Source organism: Halopseudomonas sabulinigri, from assembly GCF_900105255.1.
GTDB classification, from domain to species: domain Bacteria; phylum Pseudomonadota; class Gammaproteobacteria; order Pseudomonadales; family Pseudomonadaceae; genus Halopseudomonas; species Halopseudomonas sabulinigri.
Genome location: NZ_LT629763.1, coordinates 3168202 through 3192474 on the forward strand (window position 1 = coordinate 3168202; position 24273 = coordinate 3192474).

General features: G+C 63.3%; 5 protein-coding genes. 2 read left to right on the plus strand and 3 right to left on the minus strand.

The window, feature by feature from the left end; all coding sequences use genetic code 11:
• Positions 1–11 precede the first annotated feature (11 nt).
• Positions 12–20018 (minus strand): VCBS domain-containing protein, encoded by a 20007-nt coding sequence (locus BLU26_RS14430; protein ID WP_092287575.1) that lies wholly within the window; start codon positions 20016–20018, stop codon positions 12–14.
• Between the two features lie 220 nt (positions 20019–20238).
• Between BLU26_RS14430 and BLU26_RS14435 the strand changes: the two genes are divergently transcribed.
• Complete coding sequence (locus tag BLU26_RS14435) at positions 20239–21027, plus strand: SIR2 family NAD-dependent protein deacylase (protein WP_092287576.1); 789 nt, start codon at positions 20239–20241, stop codon at positions 21025–21027.
• Positions 21028–21065: 38 nt separating this feature from the next.
• Here BLU26_RS14435 and BLU26_RS14440 read toward each other — a convergent pair whose 3' ends face one another.
• Positions 21066–21347, minus strand: a complete 282-nt coding sequence (locus BLU26_RS14440) for a hypothetical protein (RefSeq protein ID WP_092287577.1) — start codon at positions 21345–21347, stop codon at positions 21066–21068.
• Positions 21348–21568: 221 nt separating this feature from the next.
• The gene (locus tag BLU26_RS14445) at positions 21569–22447 is read right to left on the minus strand and encodes a cache domain-containing protein (protein ID WP_092287578.1); all 879 of its coding nucleotides are present in this window, start codon (positions 22445–22447) and stop codon (positions 21569–21571) included.
• Positions 22448–22678: 231 nt separating this feature from the next.
• On the opposite strand from BLU26_RS14445, the gene BLU26_RS14450 reads away from it, so the two are divergent.
• Positions 22679–24250, plus strand: a complete 1572-nt coding sequence (locus BLU26_RS14450; RefSeq protein WP_092287579.1) for a gamma-glutamyltransferase family protein — start codon at positions 22679–22681, stop codon at positions 24248–24250.
• Positions 24251–24273: the final 23 nt, after the last annotated feature.

The following is a 24273-nucleotide window of genomic DNA, read 5'->3' on the forward strand; positions in this document are numbered from 1 at the left end:
TAGCTCACTCCTCAGCTGCCTGACTGTGACGAAGGCGAGGAGGAATGTAAACGCTGCGCGGCGGCCAGCATCTGTGCCCTAAAGCTGCTGGCCGTGCGAATCTCGGAATTGTTATCAACGTTGTTGTCGGCCAGCGGCTCGCGGTTACCGCTGAACAGCCCCGGATCGTCGAGCAGGCCGTCGGCACTCAAGCTGATGCGGCCCTGGCGACCCAGTAGCCAGGCGATGTCGAGCTCCCGGTCGAACTGGCTGTTGCGCACCACGCTGTGCACGAACTGTCCCTGCACATTGCCCAGGCCTTCGCCAATCGACTCACTCTGGTTGAAGTTCTGCAGGCCCTGACGCAGATCGCCGCCGCCGATTCGGCCGAAGCTGTATTGCTGCAGCAGATTGTTGCGCTCCAACACGGGACCAATGAACACGGCCGGTTCAACGCTGGGCAGCGGGTTAGCCCCGGAGCCACCAGCACCGGCATCGTCCTGATGAGGGCCGATCGGGGGATCGATGTAAGGCGCGGTGATGTCCAGCGCGATGACCAACTCGGCCTGATCGGTGCCGCCAGCCAGATCCCCGACGGTGTAGGTGAAGATATCGTTGAGCACCTGGCCCAGGCCGGCCGCGCGCAGCACCTCGGGGTTGGTCATGTCGATGCTGTAGGTGTAGCTACCATCGGCGTTGATCACCAGGGTGCCGTACTGGCCATAGATCGGCTGGCCAACAGTGCCGGCGGCACCACCGCTGCCCTCGGCGCCGGCGTTGATGCCGACCACCTGCAAGTTGTCGCCGTTGTCGACATCGCTGTCGTTGGGCAGTACGTTGCCGCTGGATTGCGGTGTGGCGTCCTGATCGCTGGCGCTGTTGCTGTCGTTCTCGGCGACCGGGTTGTCGTTGTTGCCCTGAATCAGAATGTTCAGGTTGGCGCTGGAGGTCAGGCCTGCCGCGTCGCGCATCTCGTAACTGAAGGTGTCGCGCAGGGTCTCGCCAGCGGTGCGCATGGCGTTGACCACGGGATCGTCGTTATTCAGTACGTATTCGTAGCTGCCGTCAGCCTGCAGCGTCAGTTGGCCATAGCGGCCCTGCAGTACCTCGCCAACCCCGGCGCTCTGGCCTTCGGCGTTGGAGAACCCGGTGACGCTGAGCACTTCGCCGTTGGCGGCGCTGTCGACGTCCTGGTCGTTGTCCAGCACGTTGCCGGTGGGGTCGATACCGTCGCTGCTGTTATTGCTGCCGCCGGCTTCCACGGCAATGGCGTCATCATCCACGGCAATGGGCGCATCGTTGGCGCCGGTGAGCGTCAGGGTGAGGGTGGCGCTGTCGCTGAGCCCCGCTGCATCGGTCACCTCGTAAGTGAAAGTTTCCGTCAAGGTGTCGGCGCTGCTGCGCAACGCCTGCACCTCTGGGTTTTCATTATCTATAACGTAGGTGTAGGAACCATCGGCGTTGAGCGTCAGGCTGCCGTACTGACCAGCCAGCGCGCTACCAAGGGTACCAGCGCTGCCGCTGCCAGTCTCATCACCGCTACGCACGGCAGTGACGCTGGCGGTTTCGCCGTTGGCGGCTCTGTCGACGTCGGTATCGTTGCTCAGCACATTGCCGCTGGCGTTGCTGCCAGCGGTACCGTTGCTGTTGCCGCCAGCTTCGTCTGCGGAGCCAATATCGTTGACGGCGACCGGGGCGTCGTTGGCGCCTTCAATGGTGATGGTCAGGGTCGCAGTGTCGCTGAGACCTGCCGCGTCGGTCACGCTGTAGGTGAAGCTCTCGCTGAGCGTTTGGCCCGCCAGGCGCAGCGCCTGTACTTGCGTATTGTCGTTATCGATTACGTAGCTGTAGGAGCCGTCGGCGTTTAGTGTCAGGCTGCCGTAGGTGCCAGTCAGCGAGCTGCCTACCGTGCCGGCAACGCCACTGCCGGTACGCACCGCGCTGACCTCTTTGGTCTCGCCGTTATCAGCGCTGTCGACATCGGTATCGTTGCTCAGCACGTTGCCAGTGGCGTCGCTGCCGGCGGTGCCATTGGCGGTGCCGCCAGCCTCGACAGCGGTTGCGCTGTCATCAACGGCGACTGGCGCATCGTTGCGTCCATCAATGGTGATGTTGATCTGCGCCTGATCTGTGGCGCCCCAGATATCGGCCAGAGTGTAGGTAAAGCTGTCGACCAACACTTGCCCGGTAACGCGCAGGGCTTCCACTTCGGCCATGCTGTTGTCTACTCGGTAGCTGGCGCTGCCGTCGGCGTTGATCGTTAGCCAGCCGTATTGGCCACGCAGTTCGCTGCCAAGGCTGCCGTCGGTGCCGCTGTCGGCTTCTGTTCCGGTGCGAATGGCAGTGACTTCCAGGGTGTCGCCTTCCAGATCGGTATCGTTGGCGAGTACGTTGCCGAACGGGTTCACGCCGGCTTGCGCGTTGTTGACGCCGCCGCTTTCGACGGCAGTGGCAGCATCGGTCTGGCCGGATGGCGCGTCGTTGCGGCCGCGGATCACGATGGTCAGCTGGGCTTCGTCGCTGAGTCCGGCGAGGTCTGTGGCAGCATAGGTGAACTGCTCCAACCGCGCTTCGTCAGGGCGAAGGTTCTGGATCTCGGTATTGCCGGGATCCAGGGTGTAGCTATAAGTGCCATCGGCGCTGAGCACCAGTGTGCCGTATTGGCCAACCAGGCTTATGCTGCCGCCCGTGAGCGCGTCGAGGCTGCCGCCTGTGGCTTCAGTGCCGGTCCGCGCCCCGCCAACAACGAGGCTGTCGCCGGCATCCACGTCACTGTCGTTGGTCAGCACGTTGCCGGTGGGGTTGATGCCGTTGCCGTTGCCGTTGTCCGGCGTGGAATAGGCAAAGTTGTTCTGCGCCGTCGGGGTGTCGTTGGCACCGCGGATGGTGATCTTGAGAGTGGCGCTGTCCTGCAGGCCGGCCAGATCGCTGATGGTATAGGTAAAGCTTTCGCTCAGGGTCTCGCCGGCGGTACGCAGGGCTTGGACCTCGGCCATGTCGTTGTCGAGGCGGTAGTTGGTAGTGCCGTCAGCGCGGATGGTCAGCCAGCCATACAGGCCGCGCAGCTCAGTGCCTAGGGTCCCGGCGGTGCCGCTACCGGACTCGCTACCGGTGCGGATGCCGACCACAGAGAGTTGGTCATTGCTGTCGATGTCGGTGTCGTTATCCAGCGCGTTGCCCTGAGGGGCAGTGCCGGGTGTACCGTTGTTGACGCCACCGGCTTCCACGGCGATGGCGTTGTCATCGTTGGCGATCGGCGCATCGCTGGCGCCGGTGAGGGTAATGGTCAGGGTGGCGCGGTCGGTCAGGCCGTTGGCGTCGATCACCTCATAGCTGAACGATTCAGTGAGTGTGTCGCTGCTCAGGCGCAGGGCCTGCACGGCGGCGTTGTCGTTGTCTATGACGTAGCTGTAGCTGCCATCGGCGTTCAGCGTCAGGCTGCCGTAGGTGCCCGCAAGAGCTGCGCCCAAGCTGCCAATAGTGCCGTTTTCCAGTTCCGAGCCCGTGCGCACTGAGCTGACATTGGCGGTTTCACCATAGCCGTCTATATCGGTGTCGTTATCCAGCACGTTGCCGGTGGCATCGCTGCCGGCGGTGCCGTTGTCTGTGCCGCCGGTTTCGACGGCGATGGCCGTGTCGTCATTGGCGATCGGCGCGTCGTTGGCACCGCGAACAGTGATGGTCAGGGTGGCCTGATCGGTGGCGCCCAGGGCATCGCGTACGGTGTAGGTAAAGCTGTCGGTGAGGGTGTCGCCACTCTGGCGCAATGCCTGCACGGCAGGATTGCTGTTGTCGATGACGTAGGTATAGGAGCCATCGGCGTTCAGCGTCAAGCTGCCGTACTGGCCGTCCAGGGCAGTGCCCAGAGTGCCGGCGGCGCCCCTGCCAGCCTCAGCGCCGGTACGAATAGCGGAGACGTTCTTGGTCTCGCCATTGGCGACGCTGTCCACGTCGGTGTCGTTGCTCAGCACATTGCCGTTGGCATTGCTGCCGGCGGTGCCATTGGCGGTACCGCCCGCTTCGACGGCGGTGCCGCTGTCGTCGACTGCGACCGGTGCGTCGTTGGCGCCACGTACGATGATGGTCAGGGTGGCGCGGTCTGAGAGGCCGGCCTCGTCGGTCACTACGTAGCTGAACGACTCGCTGAGGGTCTGGCCGCTGGTGCGCAGCGCCTGCACGGCGAGGTTGGTTTCATCGACTACGTAGGTATAGGAACCGTCGGCGTTCAGCGTCAGGCTGCCGTAGGTGCCGGTCAGCGCTACGCCTATGCTGCCGGCGGCGCCTGTTTCACTTTCTGCGCCGGTGCGGATGGCGGTGACGGTTTTGCTTTCGCCATTGGCGGTGCTATCTACGTCGGTATCGTTGCTGAGCACATTGCCGGTGGCGTTGCTGCCAGCGCTGCCGTTGGCGATGCCGCCGGCTTCAACGGCGGTGCCGCTGTCGTCGATGGCGACCGGGGCGTCGTTGGCGCCTTCGATGGTGATGCTCAGCACCGCGCTGTCCTCTGCGCCCCAGATGTCGGCCAGGCGGTAGGTAAAGTCGTCGGTCAGGGTCTGGCCCGACAGGCGTAGCGCTTGAACCTCAGCCATGTCGTTGTCGACACGGTAGTCGTAGGTGCCATCGGCATTCAGTGTCAGCCAGCCATATTGGCCGCGCAGTTCACTGCCCAGAATGCCTTCTACGCCGGTGGCGACATCAGTGCCGTTAATGACCCCGGTGACCTCAAGCGGGTTGCTGTCCTCATCGGTGTCGTTATCCAGAACATTGCCGCTGGGGTCGGTCCCGGTGTTGCCATTGGCGACGCCACCGGCTTCGACGGCGATGGTGCTGTCGTCATTGCCGACCGGCGCATCGTTGCGGCCACGGATGATGATGGTCAGTTGCGCCTCGTCGCTGAGACCGCCGAGGTCGGTGGCGGCGTAGGTGAACTGGTCCTGCAGGGTATCCAGGGCGCCCAGGGCGATGACGTCAGGATTGGTGACATCAACAATGTACTGATAGCTGCCATCGGCGCCGATCACCAACTGACCGTACTGGCCGGTCAGAAGGGTGCCGTTGCTGCCATTGGTGCCGGCGCTGACGCTGTCCAGGCTGCCGCCATCGGCTAGCGCACCGGTGCGTGCGCCGCTTACGTTGAGGGCGTCGCCATTGTCGATGTCGCTGTCGTTGCCCAGCACGTTGCCACGCGGGTTGACGGCATTGCCGCTGCCGTTGTCGGCGGTGGCGTAATTGAAGTTGTTGGTTGCCTCGGGTGCATCGTTGGCGCCGCGCACGGTGATGGTCAGGGTGGCGATGTCTTCCAGCCCTTCAGCGTCTCTCACGCTGTAGGTGAAGGTCTCGCTCAGGGTGTCGGTAGCGAGGCGCAGCGCCTGTACTGCTGCATTGTCGTTGTCGATGACGTAGGTGTAGGAGCCATCAGCGTTCAGGGTCAGGCTGCCGTAGATGCCGGTTAGGGCGCTGCCGACGATACCGCTGGTGCCGGACTCGCCCTCACTGCCGGTGCGTACGCTGGAAACTGCTTTGGTTTCGCCGTTGGCGGTGCTGTCCACGTCGGTATCGTTATCCAGCACGTTGCCGGTGGCATTGGAGCCCGCTGTGGCGTTGGCGGTGCCGCCGGCTTCGACTGCGGTGCCGGCATCGTCTTGCGCGACTGGTGCATCGTTGCGGCCATCCAGCGTGATGTCGAGCTGCGCGGTATCGGTCGCGCCCCAGATGTCAGCCAGGGTGTAGGTAAAGCTGTCGGTCAGGGTCTGACCGGTTACACGCAGGGCCTGCACTTCGGCCAGGGTGTTGTCGATACGGTAATCGTAGGTGCCGTCGGCATTGAGGGTCAGCCAGCCATACTGGCCGCGCAGCTCGCTGCCGAGGGCGCCGTCGGTGCCGGTTGCAGCCTCTGAGCCGGTGCGTACGCCGGTAACGTTCAGCGGGTTGCTGTCTTCGTCGGTGTCGTTATCCAGCACGTTGCCGCTGGCATTGCTGCCGCTGTCGGCGTTGGCGATACCGCCGGCTTCGACTGCTGTGGCGCTGTCGTCCACGCCGACCGGCGCATCGTTGCGGCCACGGATGATGATGGTCAGCTGGGCCTCATCGCTAAGGCCACCGAGGTCAGTGGCGGCGTAGGTGAACTGATCCTGCAGGGTATCCAGGGCGCCCAGGGCGATGACGTCCGGGTTGCTGGTATCCAGGGTGTAGCGGTAGCTGCCGTCGGCGTTGATCACCAGACTGCCGTACTGACCAGTGAGGGTCAGGCTGCCGCCGGCAAGATCAGTCAGGTCGCCGCCAGCGGCTTCGCTGCCGGTGCGGCCGGCACTGACGCTCAGGGCGTCGCCGTTATCAATATCGCTGTCGTTGGTCAGCAGGTTGCCCGCCGGGTTGACCGCGTTGCCGGCGCCATTGTCGGCGGTGGCGTAGCCAAAGTTGTCGGCTGCAACCGGTACGTCGTTGGCGCCGCGCAGGGTGATGGTCAGCGTCGCGCTGTCGCTCAGGCCCGCGGCATCCGTCACGCTGTAGGTGAAGGTCTCGGTCAGGGTGTCGCTGGCTAGGCGCAGTGCCTGCACCTCGGGGTCGCTGTTGTCGATGACGTAGGTGTAACTGCCGTCGGCATTGAGGGTCAAGCTGCCATAGGTGCCGGTCAGCGCGCTGCCGAGGCTGCCGGCAGTGCCGGTCTCGCCCTCGGCCCCGGTGCGCACGCTGGCAACGGTTTTGGTTTCGCCGTTGGCGGCACTGTCCACGTCAGTGTCGTTACTCAGCACGTTGCCGGTGGCATCTGTGCCTGCCGTGGCGTTGCCAGTGCCGCCGGCTTCAACTGCTGTGCCGGTGTCGTCCACGGCGACCGGTGCATCGTTGGCGCCTTCGATGGTGACGCTCAGGGTGGCGGTATCGTTGGCGCCCCAGATGTCAGCCAGCGTGTAGGTGAAGTCGTCAGTCAGGGTTTGGCCGCTAATGCGCAGCGCCTGCACCTCAGGCATGTCGTTATCAACGCGGTAGCTGTAGCTGCCGTCGGCGTTGATGGTCAGCCAGCCGTACTGGCCGCGCAGCTCATCGCCGAGCGCACCATCGGTGCCGCTGGTGGCTTCATCGCCGGTGCGTATGGCGGTGACATGCAGCGGATTGTTGTCCAGGTCGGTGTCGTTGCCCAATACGTTGCCGCTGGGGTCGACGCCTGCCTCGGCGTTGCCGGTGCCGCCGGCCTCTACCGCGGCGGCGGTGTCGTCCACGCCCACTGGCGCATCGTTGCGGCCACGAATGATGACGGTCAGTTGAGCTTGATCGCTGAGGCCGCCCAGATCAGTGGCGGCGTAGGTGAACTGGTCGCGAAGAATGGCGGTCGCGCCCAAGGCGATGACGTCCGGGTTGCTGGTATCGAGGGTGTAGGTGTAGGAGCCGTCGGCGTTGATCACCAGTTGGCCGTATTGCCCGGTCAGGCTGAGGCTACCGGCGATCAGTGGGCTGAGCGCGCCGCCTGCGGCCTCGGCGCCGGTACGTGCGCCGCTGACTGCGAGCACATCGCTGGCATCGATATCGCTGTCGTTGGTCAGCAGGTTACCGGTCGGGTTGACGCTGTTGCCGGCGCCGTTGTCGGCGGCAGCGTAGGCCAGGTTGTTGGCGGCCTCTGGCACATCGTTGGCGCCCTCGATGGTGATGGTCAGGGTAGCGCGGTCGGTCAGGCCGTTAGCGTCGATCACCTCGTAGCTGAATGACTCGCTCAGTGACTCGCCGCGGGTGCGCAGGGCCTGCACCTCGGGGTTGTCGTTGTCGATGACGTAGGTGTAGGAGCCATCGGCGTTCAGGGTCAGGCTGCCGTACTGGCCGAGCAGGGCACTGCCAATGGTGCCGCTGCTGCCGGTTTCTGTTTCTGCGCCGGTGCGCACCGAGGAAACGGTTTGGGTTTCACCGTTGGCCGTGCTGTCGACATCGGTGTCATTGCCCAATACGTTGCCAGTGGCGTTCGAGCCGGGTGTGGTGTTGCCGGTACCACCAGCCTCGACTGCCGTGCCGCTATCATCAACAGCCAGCGGGGCGTCGTTGCGGCCCTGGATGGTGACATTGATCTGCGCCTGATCGGTCGCGCCCCAAACATCGGACAGGGTGTAGGTGAAGCTGTCGACCAGTGTCTGACCGGCGATGCGCAGCGCTTGCACCTCAGTCATACCGTTGTCGACCCGGTAACTGGCGCTGCCATCGGCGTTGATGGTCAACCAGCCATACTGGCCGCGCAGCTCAGCGCCAAGCGTGCCGTCGGTGCCGCTGCCGGCTTCAGTGCCGCTGCGAATGGCGCTCACAGAAAGCGCGTCGCCATCCAGATCGCTGTCGTTAAGCAACACGTTTCCGCTGGGGTCGACCCCGGCGGTGGAGTTGTCCACGCCGCCGGCTTCAACCGCGATGGCGTTGTCGTCGGTGGCCTGCGGTGTATCGTTGCGGCCGCGAATGACGATGGTCAGCTGGGCTTCATCGCTGAGGCCGCCCAGATCAGTGGCTGCATAAGTAAATTGGTCTTGCAGCAACTGGCCGGGTCTGAGGGCTATCACGGCGGCATCGCTGGTGTCCAGGGTGTAGCTGTAGCTGCCATCGGCATTGATGATGAGTTCGCCATGCTCGCCGGTCAGGGTGATGCTACCGGTTAGGTCGGTCAGTGCGCCGCCAGCGGCTTCGGCACCGGGGCGGGCAGCGGTCACGCTGAGGCTGTCACCGGCATCCACGTCGCTGTCGTTGGTCAGCAGATTGCCGGTCGGATTGACGGCGTTGCCACTGCCATCGTCGGCGGCGGCATAGCCGAAGTTGTTGTTGGCCACGGGTGCATCATTGGCGCCGGTGAGGGTAATGGTCAGGGTGGCGCGGTCGGTCAGGCCGTTGGCGTCGATCACCTCATAGCTGAACGATTCAGTGAGTGTGTCGCTGCTCAGGCGCAGGGCCTGCACGGCAGCGTTTTCGTTGTCGATCACATAGCTGTAGGAGCCATCGGTGTTCAGGGTCAGGCTGCCGTAGGTTCCGGTCAGGGCGCTACCGAGGGTGCCGGCGGTGCCAGTCTCGGCTTCACTGCCGGTGCGCACCGAGGCGACGGCCTTGGTCTCGCCATAGGCATCCACGTCGGTGTCGTTGTCGAGCACGTTGCCGGTAGCGTCTGAACCGGCAGTGCCATTGGCGGTGCCGCCCGCTTCGACGGCGGTACCGGTATCGTCCACGGCGACCGGAGCGTCATTGGCGCCGGTGACGGTGATGGTCAGGGTGGCCAGGTCGGTGGCGCCCAGGGCATCACGTACGGTGTAGGTAAAGCTGTCGGTCAAGGTGTCGCCGCTCTGGCGCAGGGCCTGTACGTCGGGGTTGTCGTTGTCGATGACGTAGGTGTAGGAACCGTCGGCGTTCGGCGTCAGGCTGCCGTACTCACCGACCAGGGCGCTGCCGACCGTACCGGCGGTGCCTGTGCCGGCCTCATTGCCGGTGCGCAGGGCAGAGACATTTTTGGTCTCGCCGTTGGCGTCGACATCGGTGTCGTTGTCGAGCACATTGCCCGTGGCGTTGCTGCCAGGCTTGCCATTGGCGGTGCCGCCGGCCTCGACGGCGGTACCAACATCTTCGGCAGCGACGGGGGCGTCGTTGGCGCCCTCGATCGTGATGGTGAGGGTGGCGCGGTCGCTCAGGCCGGCGGCATCGGTCAACTCATAGCTGAACGACTCGCTCAGGGTGTCGCCACTCTGGCGCAGGGCCTGCACGGCGGCGTTGTTTTCATCCACCACATAGGTGTAGCTGCCATCGGCGTTCAGGGTCAGGCTGCCGTATTGGCCGACCAGTGCGCTGCCGAGGGTGCCGGCCGTGCCGCTGCCGGCCTCGGTGCCGGTGCGTACCGAGGTGGCTGATTTGGTCTCGCCGTAATCGATAGGGTCCGAGGGGCTCTCGCCGCCGTCGACGTCGTTATCGGTGTCCAGCACATTGCCGGTAGCGTTGGAGCCAACGCTGCCGTTGCTGGTGCCGCCAGCTTCCACGGCGGTGCCGGTGTCGTCCACTGCGACCGGCGCATCGTTACGGCCCTCGATGGTGATGCTCAGCTGCGCGGTGTCGGTGGCGCCCCAGATGTCGGCCAGGGTGTAGGTGAAATCGTCGGTCAGGGCCTGCCCATTGAGGCGCAGCGCTTCAACCTCGGGATTGCTGTTATCGACCAGATAGCGCCAGGTACCATCGGCTTGCAGCGTGAGCTGGCCGTACAGGCCCTGCAACGCAGTGCCAACCATGCCACTGGTGCCGCCTGCGTTGCGGATGCCGGCAACCCGCAGCTCGTCGCCATCGGGGTCGCGGTCGTTGGTCAGTACGTTACCGCTGGGGTTCAGCCCGCTGTCGGTATTGGCCACGCCACCAGCCTCGACGGCGGTAGCGCTGTTGTCGACGGCAATGGGTGCGTCGTTGCGGCCACGGATGATGATGGTCAGTTGGGCTTCGTCGCTGAGTTGGCCCTGGTCGGTAGCGGCGTAGGTGAACTGCTCCTGCAAGGTCTGCAGGGGCGTCAGCGCCAGTACATCGGGGTTGCTGCTATCGAGGATGTATTCGTAGGTACCGTCCGAGCCGATGATCAGTTGGCCGTATTGACCGCTGAGCAGGGTGCCGTTGCTGCCGTTGGTTCCTGGATTGACCCTCTGCAGTGCACCCCCTGCGGCTTCGCCACCGGCGCGAGCGCCAGTGACACTGAGCTGGTCGCCAGCATCCACGTCACGGTCGTTGGTCAACACATTGCCGGTGGGGTTGAGGCCATTGTTGCTGCCATTATCGGCTGCGGCAAAGGCCACATTGTCGTTGGCGACGGGGGTATCCCAAGCGCCGTTGATATTGATCGTCAGTTGAGCGTTGTCGGTAGCGCCGGCGGTGTCACGCAGGCGGTAGGTGAACACTTCCTGCAGTACATCGCCGGGTTTCAGCGCTTGAACCGCCGCGCTGTCATTGTTCAGCTGGTAGTTGTAGCTGCCATCGGCGCCCACGGTGATGCTGCCGTAGAGGCCATCAAGGGTGATACTGCCGTTGACCTCGGTGAAGCTGCCGGCGGCGGTTTCTGCACCACTGCGCAAGCCATTCAGTGTCTTGCTGTCGCTGGCGTCCACGTCGCGATCGTTGGTCAGCAGGTTACCGCTAGGGTTGCTGCCGGGCGTGGCGTTGGCGGTGCCGCCGGCTTCCACGGCAGTGGCGGTATCGTTGACGGCGACCGGGGCGTCGTTAGCGCCCACGATGGTGATGGTCAGTTGCGCCGAGCTGGTGGCGCCGGCCAGGTCACGAATGATGTAGGTGAAGGTTTCAGTAAGTCTGTCGTTGCTGGTTCGCAGCGCTTGCACAGCAGCATTGCTGTTGTCGACAACATAGCTGTAGCTGCCATCAGCGTTGACTGTCAGGGTGCCATAGCGAGCCACCAGCGGCGTACCGGCATTGGCGCTTTGCTGCCCTTGATTGACGCGGGTGACGCTGAGGCTTTCGCCATAACCATCCACGTCGGTGTCGTTGTCGAGCAGGTTGCCGGTGGGGTTGACGCCTGCTGTGCCATTGTTGACGCCGCCGGCCTCGACGGCAGTGGCGCTGTCGTTGTTGGCCACGGGGGTATCGTTGGCGCCCTGTATGGTGATGTTGAGGCTGGCGCGATCTTCAGCGCCGTCGGTATCGGCCACCGTATAGCTGAAGCTGTCGGTCAGGGTGTCACCAGCACCGCGCAACGCCTGCACCTCGGCCATGCTGTTGTCCAGCCGGTAGCTGTAGCTGCCATCGGCATTCAGCGTCAACCAGCCGTAGTCGCCGCGCAGTTCACTGCCGAGCGCGCCCTCGGTACCACTGGCCGACTCACTGCCGGTACGCACCGAAGACACGGTTTGGGTCTCGCCATAATCAATTGGGTCGCTGGCGACCTCGCCGCCGTCGGCATCGGTATCGTTACTCAAGACGTTACCCACCGGGTTGGCGCCCGGCTGGTTGTTGTTGCCACCGGCTTCGACTGCGGTGGCGCTGTCGTCGGCGGCGACCGGTGCGTCGTTCTGGCCGCGCACCAGAATGATCAGTTCACCGGCAGCGGTGCCGCCCTGGCCGTCACTGATCTGGTAACTGAAGCGTTCCTCCAGGTGGTCGGGAAGTCGGCGCAAGGCTTCTACTTCAGGATTGTCGTTGTCCAGTTCATACGTAAAGGTGCCGTCGGCATTGAGGGTGATGCTGCCATACAGGCCGGCAAACGCCGCGCCGACGGCGCCATTTTGACCCTGGCTGTTGGTGACGGTAACGACACTGAGCGGGTCGCCGTCGGGGTCGGTTGAGCGGGTCAGTACGGTGCCGCTGGGGTTGTCTCCCGGCGTAGTGTTGTTGACGCCACCGGCTTCAGTCGCCAGCACGGCGGTTGGCCCGGCGTCGGGTATATCGTTGGCGCCGCGTACGGTCACCACCAGTTGGGCCAGATCGGTGAGGCCGGCGCTGTCGGTAATCTGGTAGGTGAAGGTATCGTTAAGGGACGCACCGACAGCCAAGGCGATGACGTCGGGGTTCTCGCTGTCTACGTCGTAATAGTAGGAGCCGTCTGCGCCGATACGCAGGCTGCCGTATTGGCCGGTTATCAGTGTGCCGGTGGCGGAGTCGGTGCCGGCGGTCACCGCGTTGAGCAGGCCAAGGTCGAGGCTGACATCCGCTTCGCTGGCGTTGACGATGCCGGTGAGTGTGAGCTGGGTATTGGGCTGATCTACGCGGTCCACGTCCTGATCAACGCCGTTGCCACCCGGGTCGGTGATGTTTCCGGGCCGGCTGGGTAGAGTAATCACGTTGCCACTGGGGTTGCTTTCTTCGCCTGCGCCGTTGCTGCTGGCAGCCTGCGCACTGGCAACGTCGTCACTGGCGACCGGGTTGTCGTTGGCGCCGTCGATCACGATGCGCAGGGTGGCCAGGTCATTCAGGCCGCCGGCATCGGTGACCTGGTAGTTGAAGGTGTCGGTCAATTGGTCACCGGTCACCATGCGTTCGACCGTTGGGTTGCTGTTGTCCACCACATAACGGTAGCTGCCGTCGGCACCGATGGTGAGTGTGCCGTAGCTGCCCTGAATGACGGTGCCATTGTCGCTGGTGGTGCCGGCATTGACGGCGCTGGGCGGGCCGGGGGTGAGTTCGGTCTGGGTGCGAACGCCGGTGACCGATTTGCTCTCCCCGTTCGCAGTGCTATCGACATCGGTGTCGTTGTTCAGCACATTGCCACTGGCGTCACTGCCGCCGCTGCCGTTGGCCACACCGCCCGCTTCGGAAGCGGTGCCCTGATCGTCAACGCCGACCGGCGTATCGTTGGCGCCGCGCAGGGTAATGTTGAGCACAGCACTGGCGGTGGCGCCTTCTATGTCGGATATCTGATAGCTGAACTGCTCACTCAATGACTGCGCGGCAAGCAGCGCCTGCACCTCGGGGTCATCGTTGCGCACCAGGTACTGGTAGCTGCCATTGGCCTCGACCACCAGATCGCCATATTGGCCGGTCAGGGTAATACTGCCAGTCGCGGGCACTGTTACGCTGCTACTGCCCGAGCTTACTGAAATCAGGCGCAGCACATCGTCATTGGTGGCGATATCGACGTCGGTATCGTTGCTCAGCAGGTTGCCGCGCGGGTTGACCCCGGTCACGTCGTTGTCGGTGCCGCCGGCTTCGACCGCTTCGGCGGCATCGTTATTGGCGATAGGATCGTCGTTCACCGCTTCAAGCTGAATCAGCAGGTTGTCCTGGTCGATCAGCGCGTCGCCGCTTTCGCCAGGAATGCCGTTGCCATTGGCGTCGCCAAAGTTGCCCAGGTCGCTGGTAACCATGGTCAGGGTGTCTTCACCGTTGTAGTTCAGATTGCCCTGATAAATCAGCGCCGCGAGTGCGGCGTTGAGGTCGTCGACGGTGCCGCCGAGGGTGAGTGTGGCGCTGCCGTTGCCGGCGATTTGCAGATTGCCCGGCAGGCTTGCGCCGGGGGCCAGGGTGAGGGTGCCATGCAGCACACTGAGGGTGATTTGCAGGCTTCCAGTGCCGGCGTCGACGTCACTGATCGACAGTGGATCGAGGGTGAAGGGCACGTCCTCCAGGCCGTTCTGGGTGCCGGGCAGGCTGTTTACCGGCGCGTCGTTCTGCTGCACGTAACCGGCATCGGCATTGCTTGTGCTGCCTTCGCCCAAGGTGACCTGAATTTGCCCGAGCGTGCCGCCGTCGGTGTCAATGCGCACGCGCAGATCGCCCAGCGGCTGCGGGTAGCTGATGGTATCGGTAGGGGTATCCAGGCGATAAATGCCGGCGGGCAGAATGCCGAATTGGTACTGGCCGTTGGCGTCGGTGGTGGTGCTGAAAGTCAGGTTGTCGTCGGTGGTGTCCAGGTTACCGTCGAGGCCCGCCCAGGTCAGGTTAACGGTTTGGCCGGCCAGGCCGGGGCCGTCCGGTGTGGTGCTGCCGTCGGCGGAGAAGCTGTCGTCCCAGAGGGTGCCGCGAATAATGCCCAGGCCGGCGCCTTCGCGCAGTATGTAGTTGTTGGGGCCGACTTCGCTGCCGGTTCGCTCGCCGTTGCTATCGCAGTCGGTGCCGACGTTGGAACCGCCCCAGTCGGTAAAGTCTTCCGGCAGGCTGCTCCAGGTCAGGGTGGCGTCGGTACTGGCGATGGCGTCCTGATTGGGCAGGTCTACCTGATAAATCAGGGTGACAGTGCTGCCGCTGTCGAGCTGCTCGAAGTCGACGCTGAGCGCGCCGTTGGTAGCGGCAGTCACGCCGGCCGGCAAGCCGTCTGCGCTGTAGCTTATGCCGTCTATCTCAATGCTGAGCAACTGGTAGTTGCTGGCGGTGGGCAGGCTGTCGCTGAGGTTGACATCAAAGGCCGGCGAGCCGCCGTTCTGGGTGAAGCTGACCGAGACGGTGGCGCTGCCGCTGTTGCCAGCGGGATTGGCATCAAAGTCGATGATCTGCTTGTTCAGGCCGTTGAATGAGGGTTCGACTATGGTCTCGCGCAGACTCTTCTCGGCGGACAGGTTGTTGCTGCCCGACCGATCAACCGCCGTGGCGGTCAGGCTGGTGCCGGCAATATTGGCAGCGCTGTTTTCCACCTGCACGTTGAACTCAATGCTGACGCCCTCAAAGTCGTCATCGCTGTCATTGTTGACCAGTGAGCCCAGGTTGAAGTTGAGCACGGTGCGGCCGCTACCATCGGTGCTGACGCTGATCTGCGCGCCGTTGAGCACGCCGCCGGGTGAGTTGCCGGATAGATCCGGCTGGATCGGCTGAGCTTCGTCGCTGCCTTCGTTGCCGGTAATGTTGAGCACGCCAGCGGTAATCAGATCGGTGACATCGGTGCTGATGCCGTTATCGGAGATAAATACCACCCGGGCGGTGCCATCGTTGAGAAAGCCCAGCCCCTCATCCAGGGTGATCTGCAGGTTGTAGTCGCTGGTGCTGCCCTCTGCCAGCAGGCCGGAAACGCGGTAGCGAATGATTTCGCCGATCGCCACATTTTCATTGTCGCTGTTGGTCGGGTTGGGCGCAGCGGTGTCGTCCAGCCCACCCACGCGGGAGATCACCACCGCCTGCAGTACCGGCACCGAAATGGTCGAACTGCTGCGGTAGTCGTTGAGCACGCCGCTGTTTAGCGGGCCGTCCACACCAGTGCGTTCGCCCACGGCGCTTTGGTTGCCACCGGCGTCATTCAAACTGCTCCACTGCACGCTGGCGATATTGTCGAAACTGGCCTGGCTGGCGGCGCTGTCGTTGACCGTGCCGGAGATGCGAATCTCGATGCTGCCGCCCTTGCTGATATCAATATTCGCGCCATCAACGCTGCGCAGCTGGTTGCCGATCAGTTCAAAGTCGGCGCCGCCGTTGTTGGTGGCGTTGCTGTAGGTGATGCCATCGATTCTCAGGCCGCTCAGCTCGCTGGGCAGGTCGTCGAGGAAGCTGAGGTCGAAGGCGTCGAAGTCGCTGTCGGCATTGCTGTTGCGCAGGGTAATGATGTATTCGACGCTGTCGCCCTGATCCACGCCGCGGCTGTTGCTGAACTGGGTTTGCTGCTCAACGGTTAGCGTCGGCTCACGCAAGGTGATAGTGGGTTGGCCGCCGGTGAGGCCAAGGCTGCGTTCAATGTTGTCGCTGCCATTGGGCGTATCGCCATCGCTGTCCTGATAGCGCAGCTGTGCATTGTTCTGCAGTGACTGGTTGGCCTGGTTGGCAATTACGTTGCTGGCAATCAACTGCAGGCGGATGACGAAGCTGTTGTTGCCGGTGTCATTGTCGTTATTCACGTTGGCGGCGCTGAAGGTGAACTGCGCGTCTGCGCCGTCATCACCCAGGTTGCCGCCGCTGCCGGCAAAGCTGCTGACCGTGATAATGCCGCCAAAGTCGGCGCCCAGCGATCCACTGCCGGCGCTGCTGGTAATCAGCTGATAGCCCTGGCCGCCGTTGTAGTCGGTATCCAGGCGCATGCCGGCCGGGATCAAGTCTTCTATTACCAAACCTTGCGTGTTGCCTTCGGGCAGGGTGACGACGATGTCATAGAGCATGCTCTCGCCGATTACCAGATTGCTGCCCGTGGTGTGGCTGGCACTGGAGTCGCTGTCGTCGAGGCTGCCGTCGGCGAAGTTCTTGCTGATCTCAGGTGCGGCAACCTGTTGGTTGGCCTCGTCGCTCAGGTCGACGCCGGTGAAGTCGCTGCCACCGTCGACGCTGGCGTAGTTGCTCAGATCGGCGCTCGATTGCAGTGTGCGGCTGGCGTCGATACCGTCTGCTACCACCACATCGTAGGTGATGATGACAATATTGCTGCCGTTGTTGTCCGCTTCGGTGCCGTCACGCCCGGCCTGCAGCGAGGCGGCGAAATTGGCATCCAGGAAGGTGATCTGGTTGCCGCTGACGCTGTAATCCACGCCCTCGGTCAGGCTGGTGCCGTCGCCGCGGGTGACTTGCAGGTTGGCTGCATCCAGGTTGCCGCCGACGAAGCTCAAGCCGTTGGGCAGGGTCACGCTGGTGGTGACATCGTAAGCGCCGCCGCCACCGGTATTCTCGATGGCCGTCGCCAGGCGCAGCAGGTCGCCGGCGTCGACATCAGTGACGTCGCCATCAATCGCGCTCAGGTCGGTAATATTGCCGGAGAAGGGCGCGCCACCGCTGCCGGGTGCGTTCCAGTTGCCACTGGTACCGCTAACGGTGCCATTGCTGGCGGATACCACGCCGTGACTCATTGCCAATAGTGGTTCGGCAATCGACGAAATGATCGCAGTATCGGCGGAGGAAACCAGCGCTTTGCCATCCAGCGTAGTGACCTGGCTCGACTGCGCCAAGACGTTGAAGGAGCGGTTATCGGCAAACGGCTGGTCGCCGACGGTGATGGTGAATTCGACCTCGATACGGCTGCCGTCGACGCCGCTGTTAACGTAATCGCCAAAGTCGAACACGATCGAGTTGCCGGCGCCGGTGGTGACCGAAACAATCTGGCCGGGATTGGTGTTGCCGTCGCCGAGGCTCCACTGGTTGTTGCCATCGCCCTCGCTCCAGCTGACGCCGGAAATATTGAACAGCGGCAGCGGCAGGTAGGCGGTCAGATCAAAGTTCTCGTAATCGCCGGTGAGCAGGTCGTAACTCAGTCGGAAAGTAACCTCATCGCCAGGGCGCAGTTCAGCGTTGGGCGGCGGTGTGCTGCCGTTAATGTCCACCAGATCAATACCGACCGTGCTGGTAGGTATGCTGCTGCTGGTACTGGAGCCATCGGCCTCATCGTACCCGGTCAGGTTGAAGCGGTCCTGCAGCAGGGTGGCGGTGACGGTGGCGCTGTTGCCAAAGCCGTCGCCTTCGTTTATCTCACTGTGTGGCGCGCCCGCTGGCGGGGTGTAACTTTGGCCAATGACCGCCAGATAGCTGATCACCGCGGTGGTGGCGCCTTGTTGTTCATCGTCGAACGCCAGGTCACCGTTCAGCCAACTGACGATGGGGAAGGCGTTGGACAGCGATTGGCCAATATCGAACACCATGCTGGTGGTGCCGTCCGGATTTACCTGACTGCTGTATACCAGCTCGATGGTTTCACTCACGCCATTGCGGCTGAAGCTTAGCGTGGGTGTGCCGGTTAGCGTCTGGCCGTCGCTCATTTGGTCGGCAACGGTAAATTCGCCGGCTTCAAAGGTGGTGCGGCCGAACGCGAAGTAATCTGAAATCGCCAGATTCAGCGTGTAATTCAGGGTGTCGCCGGGGGTCAGGCCGCTGGAGCCAATATCGGTCTGCAGGCTGACGTTCTTGTCGAGGGTAATCGACTTGGCCACGAAGCTGGTCTCGAAGCCGTTGCCGCTGAAATCGATGCTGGTGTCGGGCTCGGTGACATCGCGTGGGTCAACCGGGATCCACTCGCCGCTGCCGCTGGGTGCGCCTATGGTAATGGTAACGTCGTCACCGGTCTGCGCGTTGATGATCGGCTGGCCGCTGGCATCGGTCTCTGGCACATAAAATGCCACCACGGTGTCGGTGGAGGCGGACATGGCGGCATAGGTAACCGTAAACTCACTGATGAAAACCGTATCGCTGGCGATGGCATCGGCGATCGCTGCCGGGTCGGTAATCACGCTGCCGTCTGTCAGGGTGATGGAATCCAGCGAGCCACCGTTACCGGGGGTGATGGCGGTGACCTGAATGTTGTCTGGCAGTGGCTGGGTAATGGTGACGTTGGTCAGCGTCTGGCCCGGTGCAGGCGTGGTGGTAATGGTTAAATCGCGACCAAAGTTGGGGCCGCTGGCGGTTTCACCCTCGGGCGTGCTGATGGTCTGATCGAAGGTGATCACGGTTGGCAGGATGACGAAGGACTGGGTGTCAGCCTCGATCAGCGTCGGGTCCTGGGTTGGGTTGTTCAGCGAGTCGTTGCCGTACTGGAAGCCGGCGCGGGCCTGAATGGTCAGCTCTGGCGAACCGTTGGAGAAGCTGGTGTCGGCCAGGTTGCTGAGGCTGGCAGTTACCTCGATTGGAATGATCGGTTGCCCGCTGGTCACACTGGCAAAGGGCACTGCCAGCACCACCAGCTTGTCGCCGGCCTGCATGCCGAAGTCGGCCGCATTGATAATCAGCGCTTCACCGTTGGCGTCAACAGCCAGGGGGTGAGTGGCCAGCCCGTTTTCGTCAAAGGTTACGGTACGGCTGGTGAGGCTCTGACCCAGGTAGCTGGCCGAAATAAACTCGACGCCATCGTCGCCGTCTCTCCCGGTAGCCGGTATGAACAGGTCGACAAAGGGTGCATAGCCCTCTTGGCTGGCGGGGTTGCTGAGGTTGACCGTGAAATTGAACTGATCACCCAGCAGCACGCTACTACCACCGCTGCTGAGGGTGGTGGTGGGTTCGGCGTCGGCCAGCAGGCCATCAAAGGCCGCCACGGCGGCGGCATCGAGCGCCAGGGTTTTGTCGATATCGCCTACGCGGGTTTCCAGTTCCCAGTCGCCACCGGCGGCGATACTGCCGGTATCGTCAGCCGAGGCAGCGACATCGGCCCCGGTCCAGCGCGCCAGTTCAGCCACCAGGGTCTGCCCCGCCTCGCCAGCGCCAATGCGGCAGCCGTAAAGCTGAATGTCGGCGGTCTCGCTGAGTTGGCTCTTCCAGCTCTCCAGGCTATCGGAGATGCCCGCCAGGTTGCTGCTGGTGATGTTACTGCTGCCGAGATTGAACTGCCCGGCGCTGCCGTGTGACAGAATCTGAATGGAGTCGACATCCTGCATCTGTTGCAGCGCGGCGGTAATGGCAGCGATACCGTCTTGGTCGCCGTTGATGATCAGTGCCTGTACGTCATCCGGTAGCTGAGCGGCCAGTTGCTCGTGGTTCTCCACCCGACTGTCGATGACCACCAGGTGGCGCGGTGCGGCCGCAACAGCGGGGTTGGCCATGGCCTCGGGTTGCAGCGGGGCATGGTCGTCGGTGGTATTGGCGGCGGCGTGGTGGGTAGCGCTGTCGTCAATCTGATCTGCCGCGGCGGTCACTGCAGCACCGTCAAACAGAATTCGCTGTTCCAGAGCCATGGCCTGGCTTTGGGGCTTGAGCGGTTTGAACGCGTTGCTTGACGGCGGCTTCTGCATCGACCCAAATCCTTTGATAGTCTGGTCCCGGTATGCGGAGCGCCGGGCTGGTTACTGCTGTTGCGTGCCAATCAGCTCCTGGAACCGGGCACGCAATGACCACGCTAAGGTATTTGTATAGTCAAGGGTTGGCCGGGCGTAAAGGCAGCAGGCCTTGTTTTAGAGCCGTTTTGCAAAAAGGTGACGCGGTTCCTGACGACCGCACGAGGATGGCATTTTTATGACGATCACCGGGCCGCCCGGATGGCAAAGTGACCACCTGTTGGCCACTACACTGAGGGCTTCGCAGCGCGTGCTGGTTTTCACTGGTGCCGGGGTATCTGCAGAGAGCGGTATCGCCACCTTTCGAGATGCACTGACCGGCCTGTGGGCCAACTTTGATCCCGCGCGATTGGCCACCGTCGAGGCCTTCGAGCACGACCCAGCGCTGGTCTGGGGGTGGTACGAGTGGCGCCGCATGCAGGTGCTGGCAGCGCAGCCCAATGCCGCACACCGGGCGATTGCCGATCTGGCCGCCAGCGTCCGCGAGGTCACGCTGGTGACTCAGAACGTGGATGACTTGCACGAGCGTGCGGGCAGCATCGGCGTAGTGCATTTGCACGGCAGTTTGCAACAGCCGCGGTGCCACGCCTGCGGCGCCGGTCATCAGCTACCGGAGCAGGCGCCTCGCGAGCCGGACGGCGGGCGCCGACTGGCGCCACCCTGCTGTGAATACTGTGGCGGTAAGGTCAGGCCGGGGGTGGTGTGGTTCGGCGAGGCATTGCCGAGCGCTGCGCTGGAGACGGCGTTTGCGGCGGCCGCAGACTGCGATTTACTGTTGTCGGTGGGTACTTCGGGGGTGGTATACCCTGCCGCGCAGGTGCCGGAAATCGCCCTGCGCGCGGGCGCCGCGGTGCTGCATATCAACCCGCAGCCACAACTGCTCGGTGGTGGGCGTGAATGGGCATTGGCGGGCACGGCTGCTGAAGTACTGCCTGCGCTGGTGGCGCAGTTAAATGCGGGGTGTTGACCATCGGCAGCGGCGTACTGCGGCTGCCGATAACAGGGTCAGACGTAGGCTTGCTGACCAAAGCCGCGAGGTAGCCGTTGCGGCCCGCTGAGGGCCGCCAATCGCTGGCTCCAGGCCGTGCGCCAGGCACTCGTGCTGTGCGCTGCATCGCCCTTACGCGCCGCACGGCGTGCGGCGTTGCGCTGATCTTTGCGGGCCTGCTTGTACACCTCGGTATTACGGCAGTTGCGGCATTTGACCTTGTTCAACTCGGTGCTGCTGGTCAGGTCGCCTTCGCGGCCACAGGCAAGCTGACCGTCGTGCATGAAATGCGTCACCATGGGTGTTTCTCCTTGTTATAGACAGCGGAGCCGGCAGTACCTGTACGTTGCAGCAGCACAGTTTTTTGTCTGCGGCACTGTAATCTCTGACCTTGCCGCGCCGGTTAGGTTCTGCATCCCGGCGCGGGCGACCGGCGGGCAAGAAAAAGCCGACCTGAAAAGGCCGGCTTTTTTCGAAGGCGCCAGTGCGCGCGGTTGAGCTTTGGCTGGGCGCCGGGCAGTTACTCTGCCGCTGGCTCGATTTCCTGGTAGTAGCCGACCGCGACCAGATAATTACCAACCTTGCGGATCAGGGTTTCCTTTTCTTCCAGGTGCCCGGTGACGGGGTTTGGCCATTCATAGGTGACCGCACTCTCGCCGGCGTTGGCGGCATCGATCAGCTTTTGGCCAACCTGAATACCCGCTGGGTTTTTCATGTCAGGGAAGTGAATACCGATCAGTCGGCGGTTGTAGCCATGCGCCACCATGGTCTGGCTGGTCAGGTCAGCCACAAACACGTAAAGGTCGTCGCGGTTGAACTGGGGATCGAGCTGGTTAATGCGCTGAATAGCCTGTTGCGGGTTTTCCTGTACTGCCGCGGCAGCGTCGTCGAGCAGTTTTTTTGCAGCCTCGGGGCTGGAGCGCTGCACGAAATAGCCCACAGCAAAAGATTTGTCGTCATACAGTTGGTAGTAAACCCGCTTGGGCTCCACCTTGCCGTCGCGCCAGTTCATCCAGCGATACTCGTCGCTGTAGATCTTGTCAGAGTCGGGCTGTTTGAGCGCTTCGGCCAGGTGCTCTTTCAGCTCGTCGTCCAGCAGCGGCGACACGTCGCGTCCGATCAGCGCGGCAGAAGGGCCGCCGGCGGCGAGCATGCGCCCATCACGGTCGAGCACGTAGACGTAAAGGTCGCCATCGGTAAACTCGCCCTGGCGGCTGAATTTGGCAAAGGCGGTTTTACCTTCTTCCTTGTACAGAGCCACTGCCTTGTTCAGCAGTGCGGTGGCGCGGGCCGCTTCTTCTTCGTAGCCGGGGGCTACCGGGGAGTCTGCCATGCTGGCAGTGGACAGAAGCGACAGCAAGGCTGCCGCTGCAAGCAGGGCCGGGGTCAATAGTTTCATAGGGTTTCCTCTGCGGGATTTGTGACTACTGGGTGGGGCGCAGCCGGCTGCGCCCTTGTCCAGCTTAGAAGTATACGCAGTCCTGTCTAGCCCCGCGCCGCGCCGTGCGCATTGGTCGCGGTGCTCAGCCGGTGAGCGCAATGTGAAAGCCCGCTGAAGCGTCAGGCCGGAATGAATCTTGCTTTAATTGCTAGCAATTAAATAAATTTTGGCTAGGAAAGAGAGGTTTGAATGCTGGCGCAATCCCACGGCGGGGTGATCTGTACTCCCCACGGCGAAGCAAGTGCAGCAGGTATGCGGGTTCTGCAGGCGGGCGGCACCGCGATTGACGCCATGCTGGCAGCCAGCGCCATGCTGGCGGCGGTGTATCCGCACATGACTGGATTGGGTGGTGACGCCCTGTGGATGATTCACGACAAGCGTGTGCGCACCATTATGGGGATCGGTCAGGCCGGGCAGCAGCTGCCCGAGGGTGGGGTGATTGGCTTGCGCGGGCCGAGCGCGGTGGCGACCACGGCGGGGGCATTGGCCAGCTGGCAGACCGCGCAGAATATCAGCCGGCAGGAGTGGGGCTCGCGCCTGGGCTGGCAGGACCTGCTCGGGGACGCCGCGCAGGTCGCGCGGACAGGGGCCGAGGTCTCGGCGTCGCACCTGTTCTGGCAACAGCAGCGGCAAGCGCTGATCGAAACCCTGCCGGATCTCAAGACGCTGTGTCAGGTAGACGGGCGCTGGCTGCAGGCCGGTGACCGGCTGCGCCAACCGCAACTGGCCAACACCCTTGAGCAGTTGGCGCGGCATGGCGTGCAGGACTTTTATCACGGTGAGCTGGCCAGTGCTTTTGCCGAGCATTTCACGCGGATTGGCTGCGGCTTGCGCCGTGAAGACTTGGCAGCGACCCGCGCTGAAGAGCTGGCGCCGCTGTCGATTCGTTATCGGCAGGGCACTCTGTATAACGTCGCGCCGCCCTGTCAGGGGTTGTATACCCTGCAAGCCATGGCCGCCCTGCAGCACAAGGCGCTGGCGGCCTGCGGCAATGGCAGCACGCGTTACTACCATTATCTGGTCGAGGCGATCAAACAGGGGCTGTTGCGGCGCAATGCTGAGCTATGTGATCCGGCCAGCATCGACTGGGATTACGCTGCCAGCCTGTCGAGTGGCTGTGGCCGCGATTATGCGGCAATCATTGATGACCAGCGCGCTGCGCCCTGGAGCGAGCCGGGCCGTCCGGCGGATACCATCTGGATGGCCGCGACCGATGCGCAGGGTCGCACCGCCTGCCTGATCCAGAGTCTGTTCCACGACTTTGGCTCGGGTTGCGTGATGGGTGACACCGGGGTGCTCTGGCAGAACCGCGCGGCCGGCTTCAATGCCGCCCCGACCCATCCCAACGCCTGGGCGCCCGGCAAGCGGCCGGCGCATACGCTGAACCCCTCGGCGTATCTGGCAGACAATGGCCGCCGGCTGTTTTTCGGTACCCAGGGCGGCGATGGCCAGCCGCAGACGCAGATGGTGCTGGCAACGCAGCTGGTGGACTTCGCGCAACCGATCGACAAGGCGCTGCGCATGCCACGCTTCCTGTTGGGACGCAGCTTCTTCGACAGTACCGACAATCTCAAACTGGAGGCGGATATCGACCCTGCCGTGGTAACCGGGCTGGCGCAGATGGGGCATGAGGTGGAAAGCATTCCGGCGCTCAGCCCGTTCACCGGGCAGGCCGGCGCCATCGCCATCGAAACCGATGGCCGGCGGTATGCGATGCACGATCCGCGTGGGCAGGGTACGGCGCTGGGCGAGCCTGGCTGATCGTGGCTCTGACGCTGTGGTCG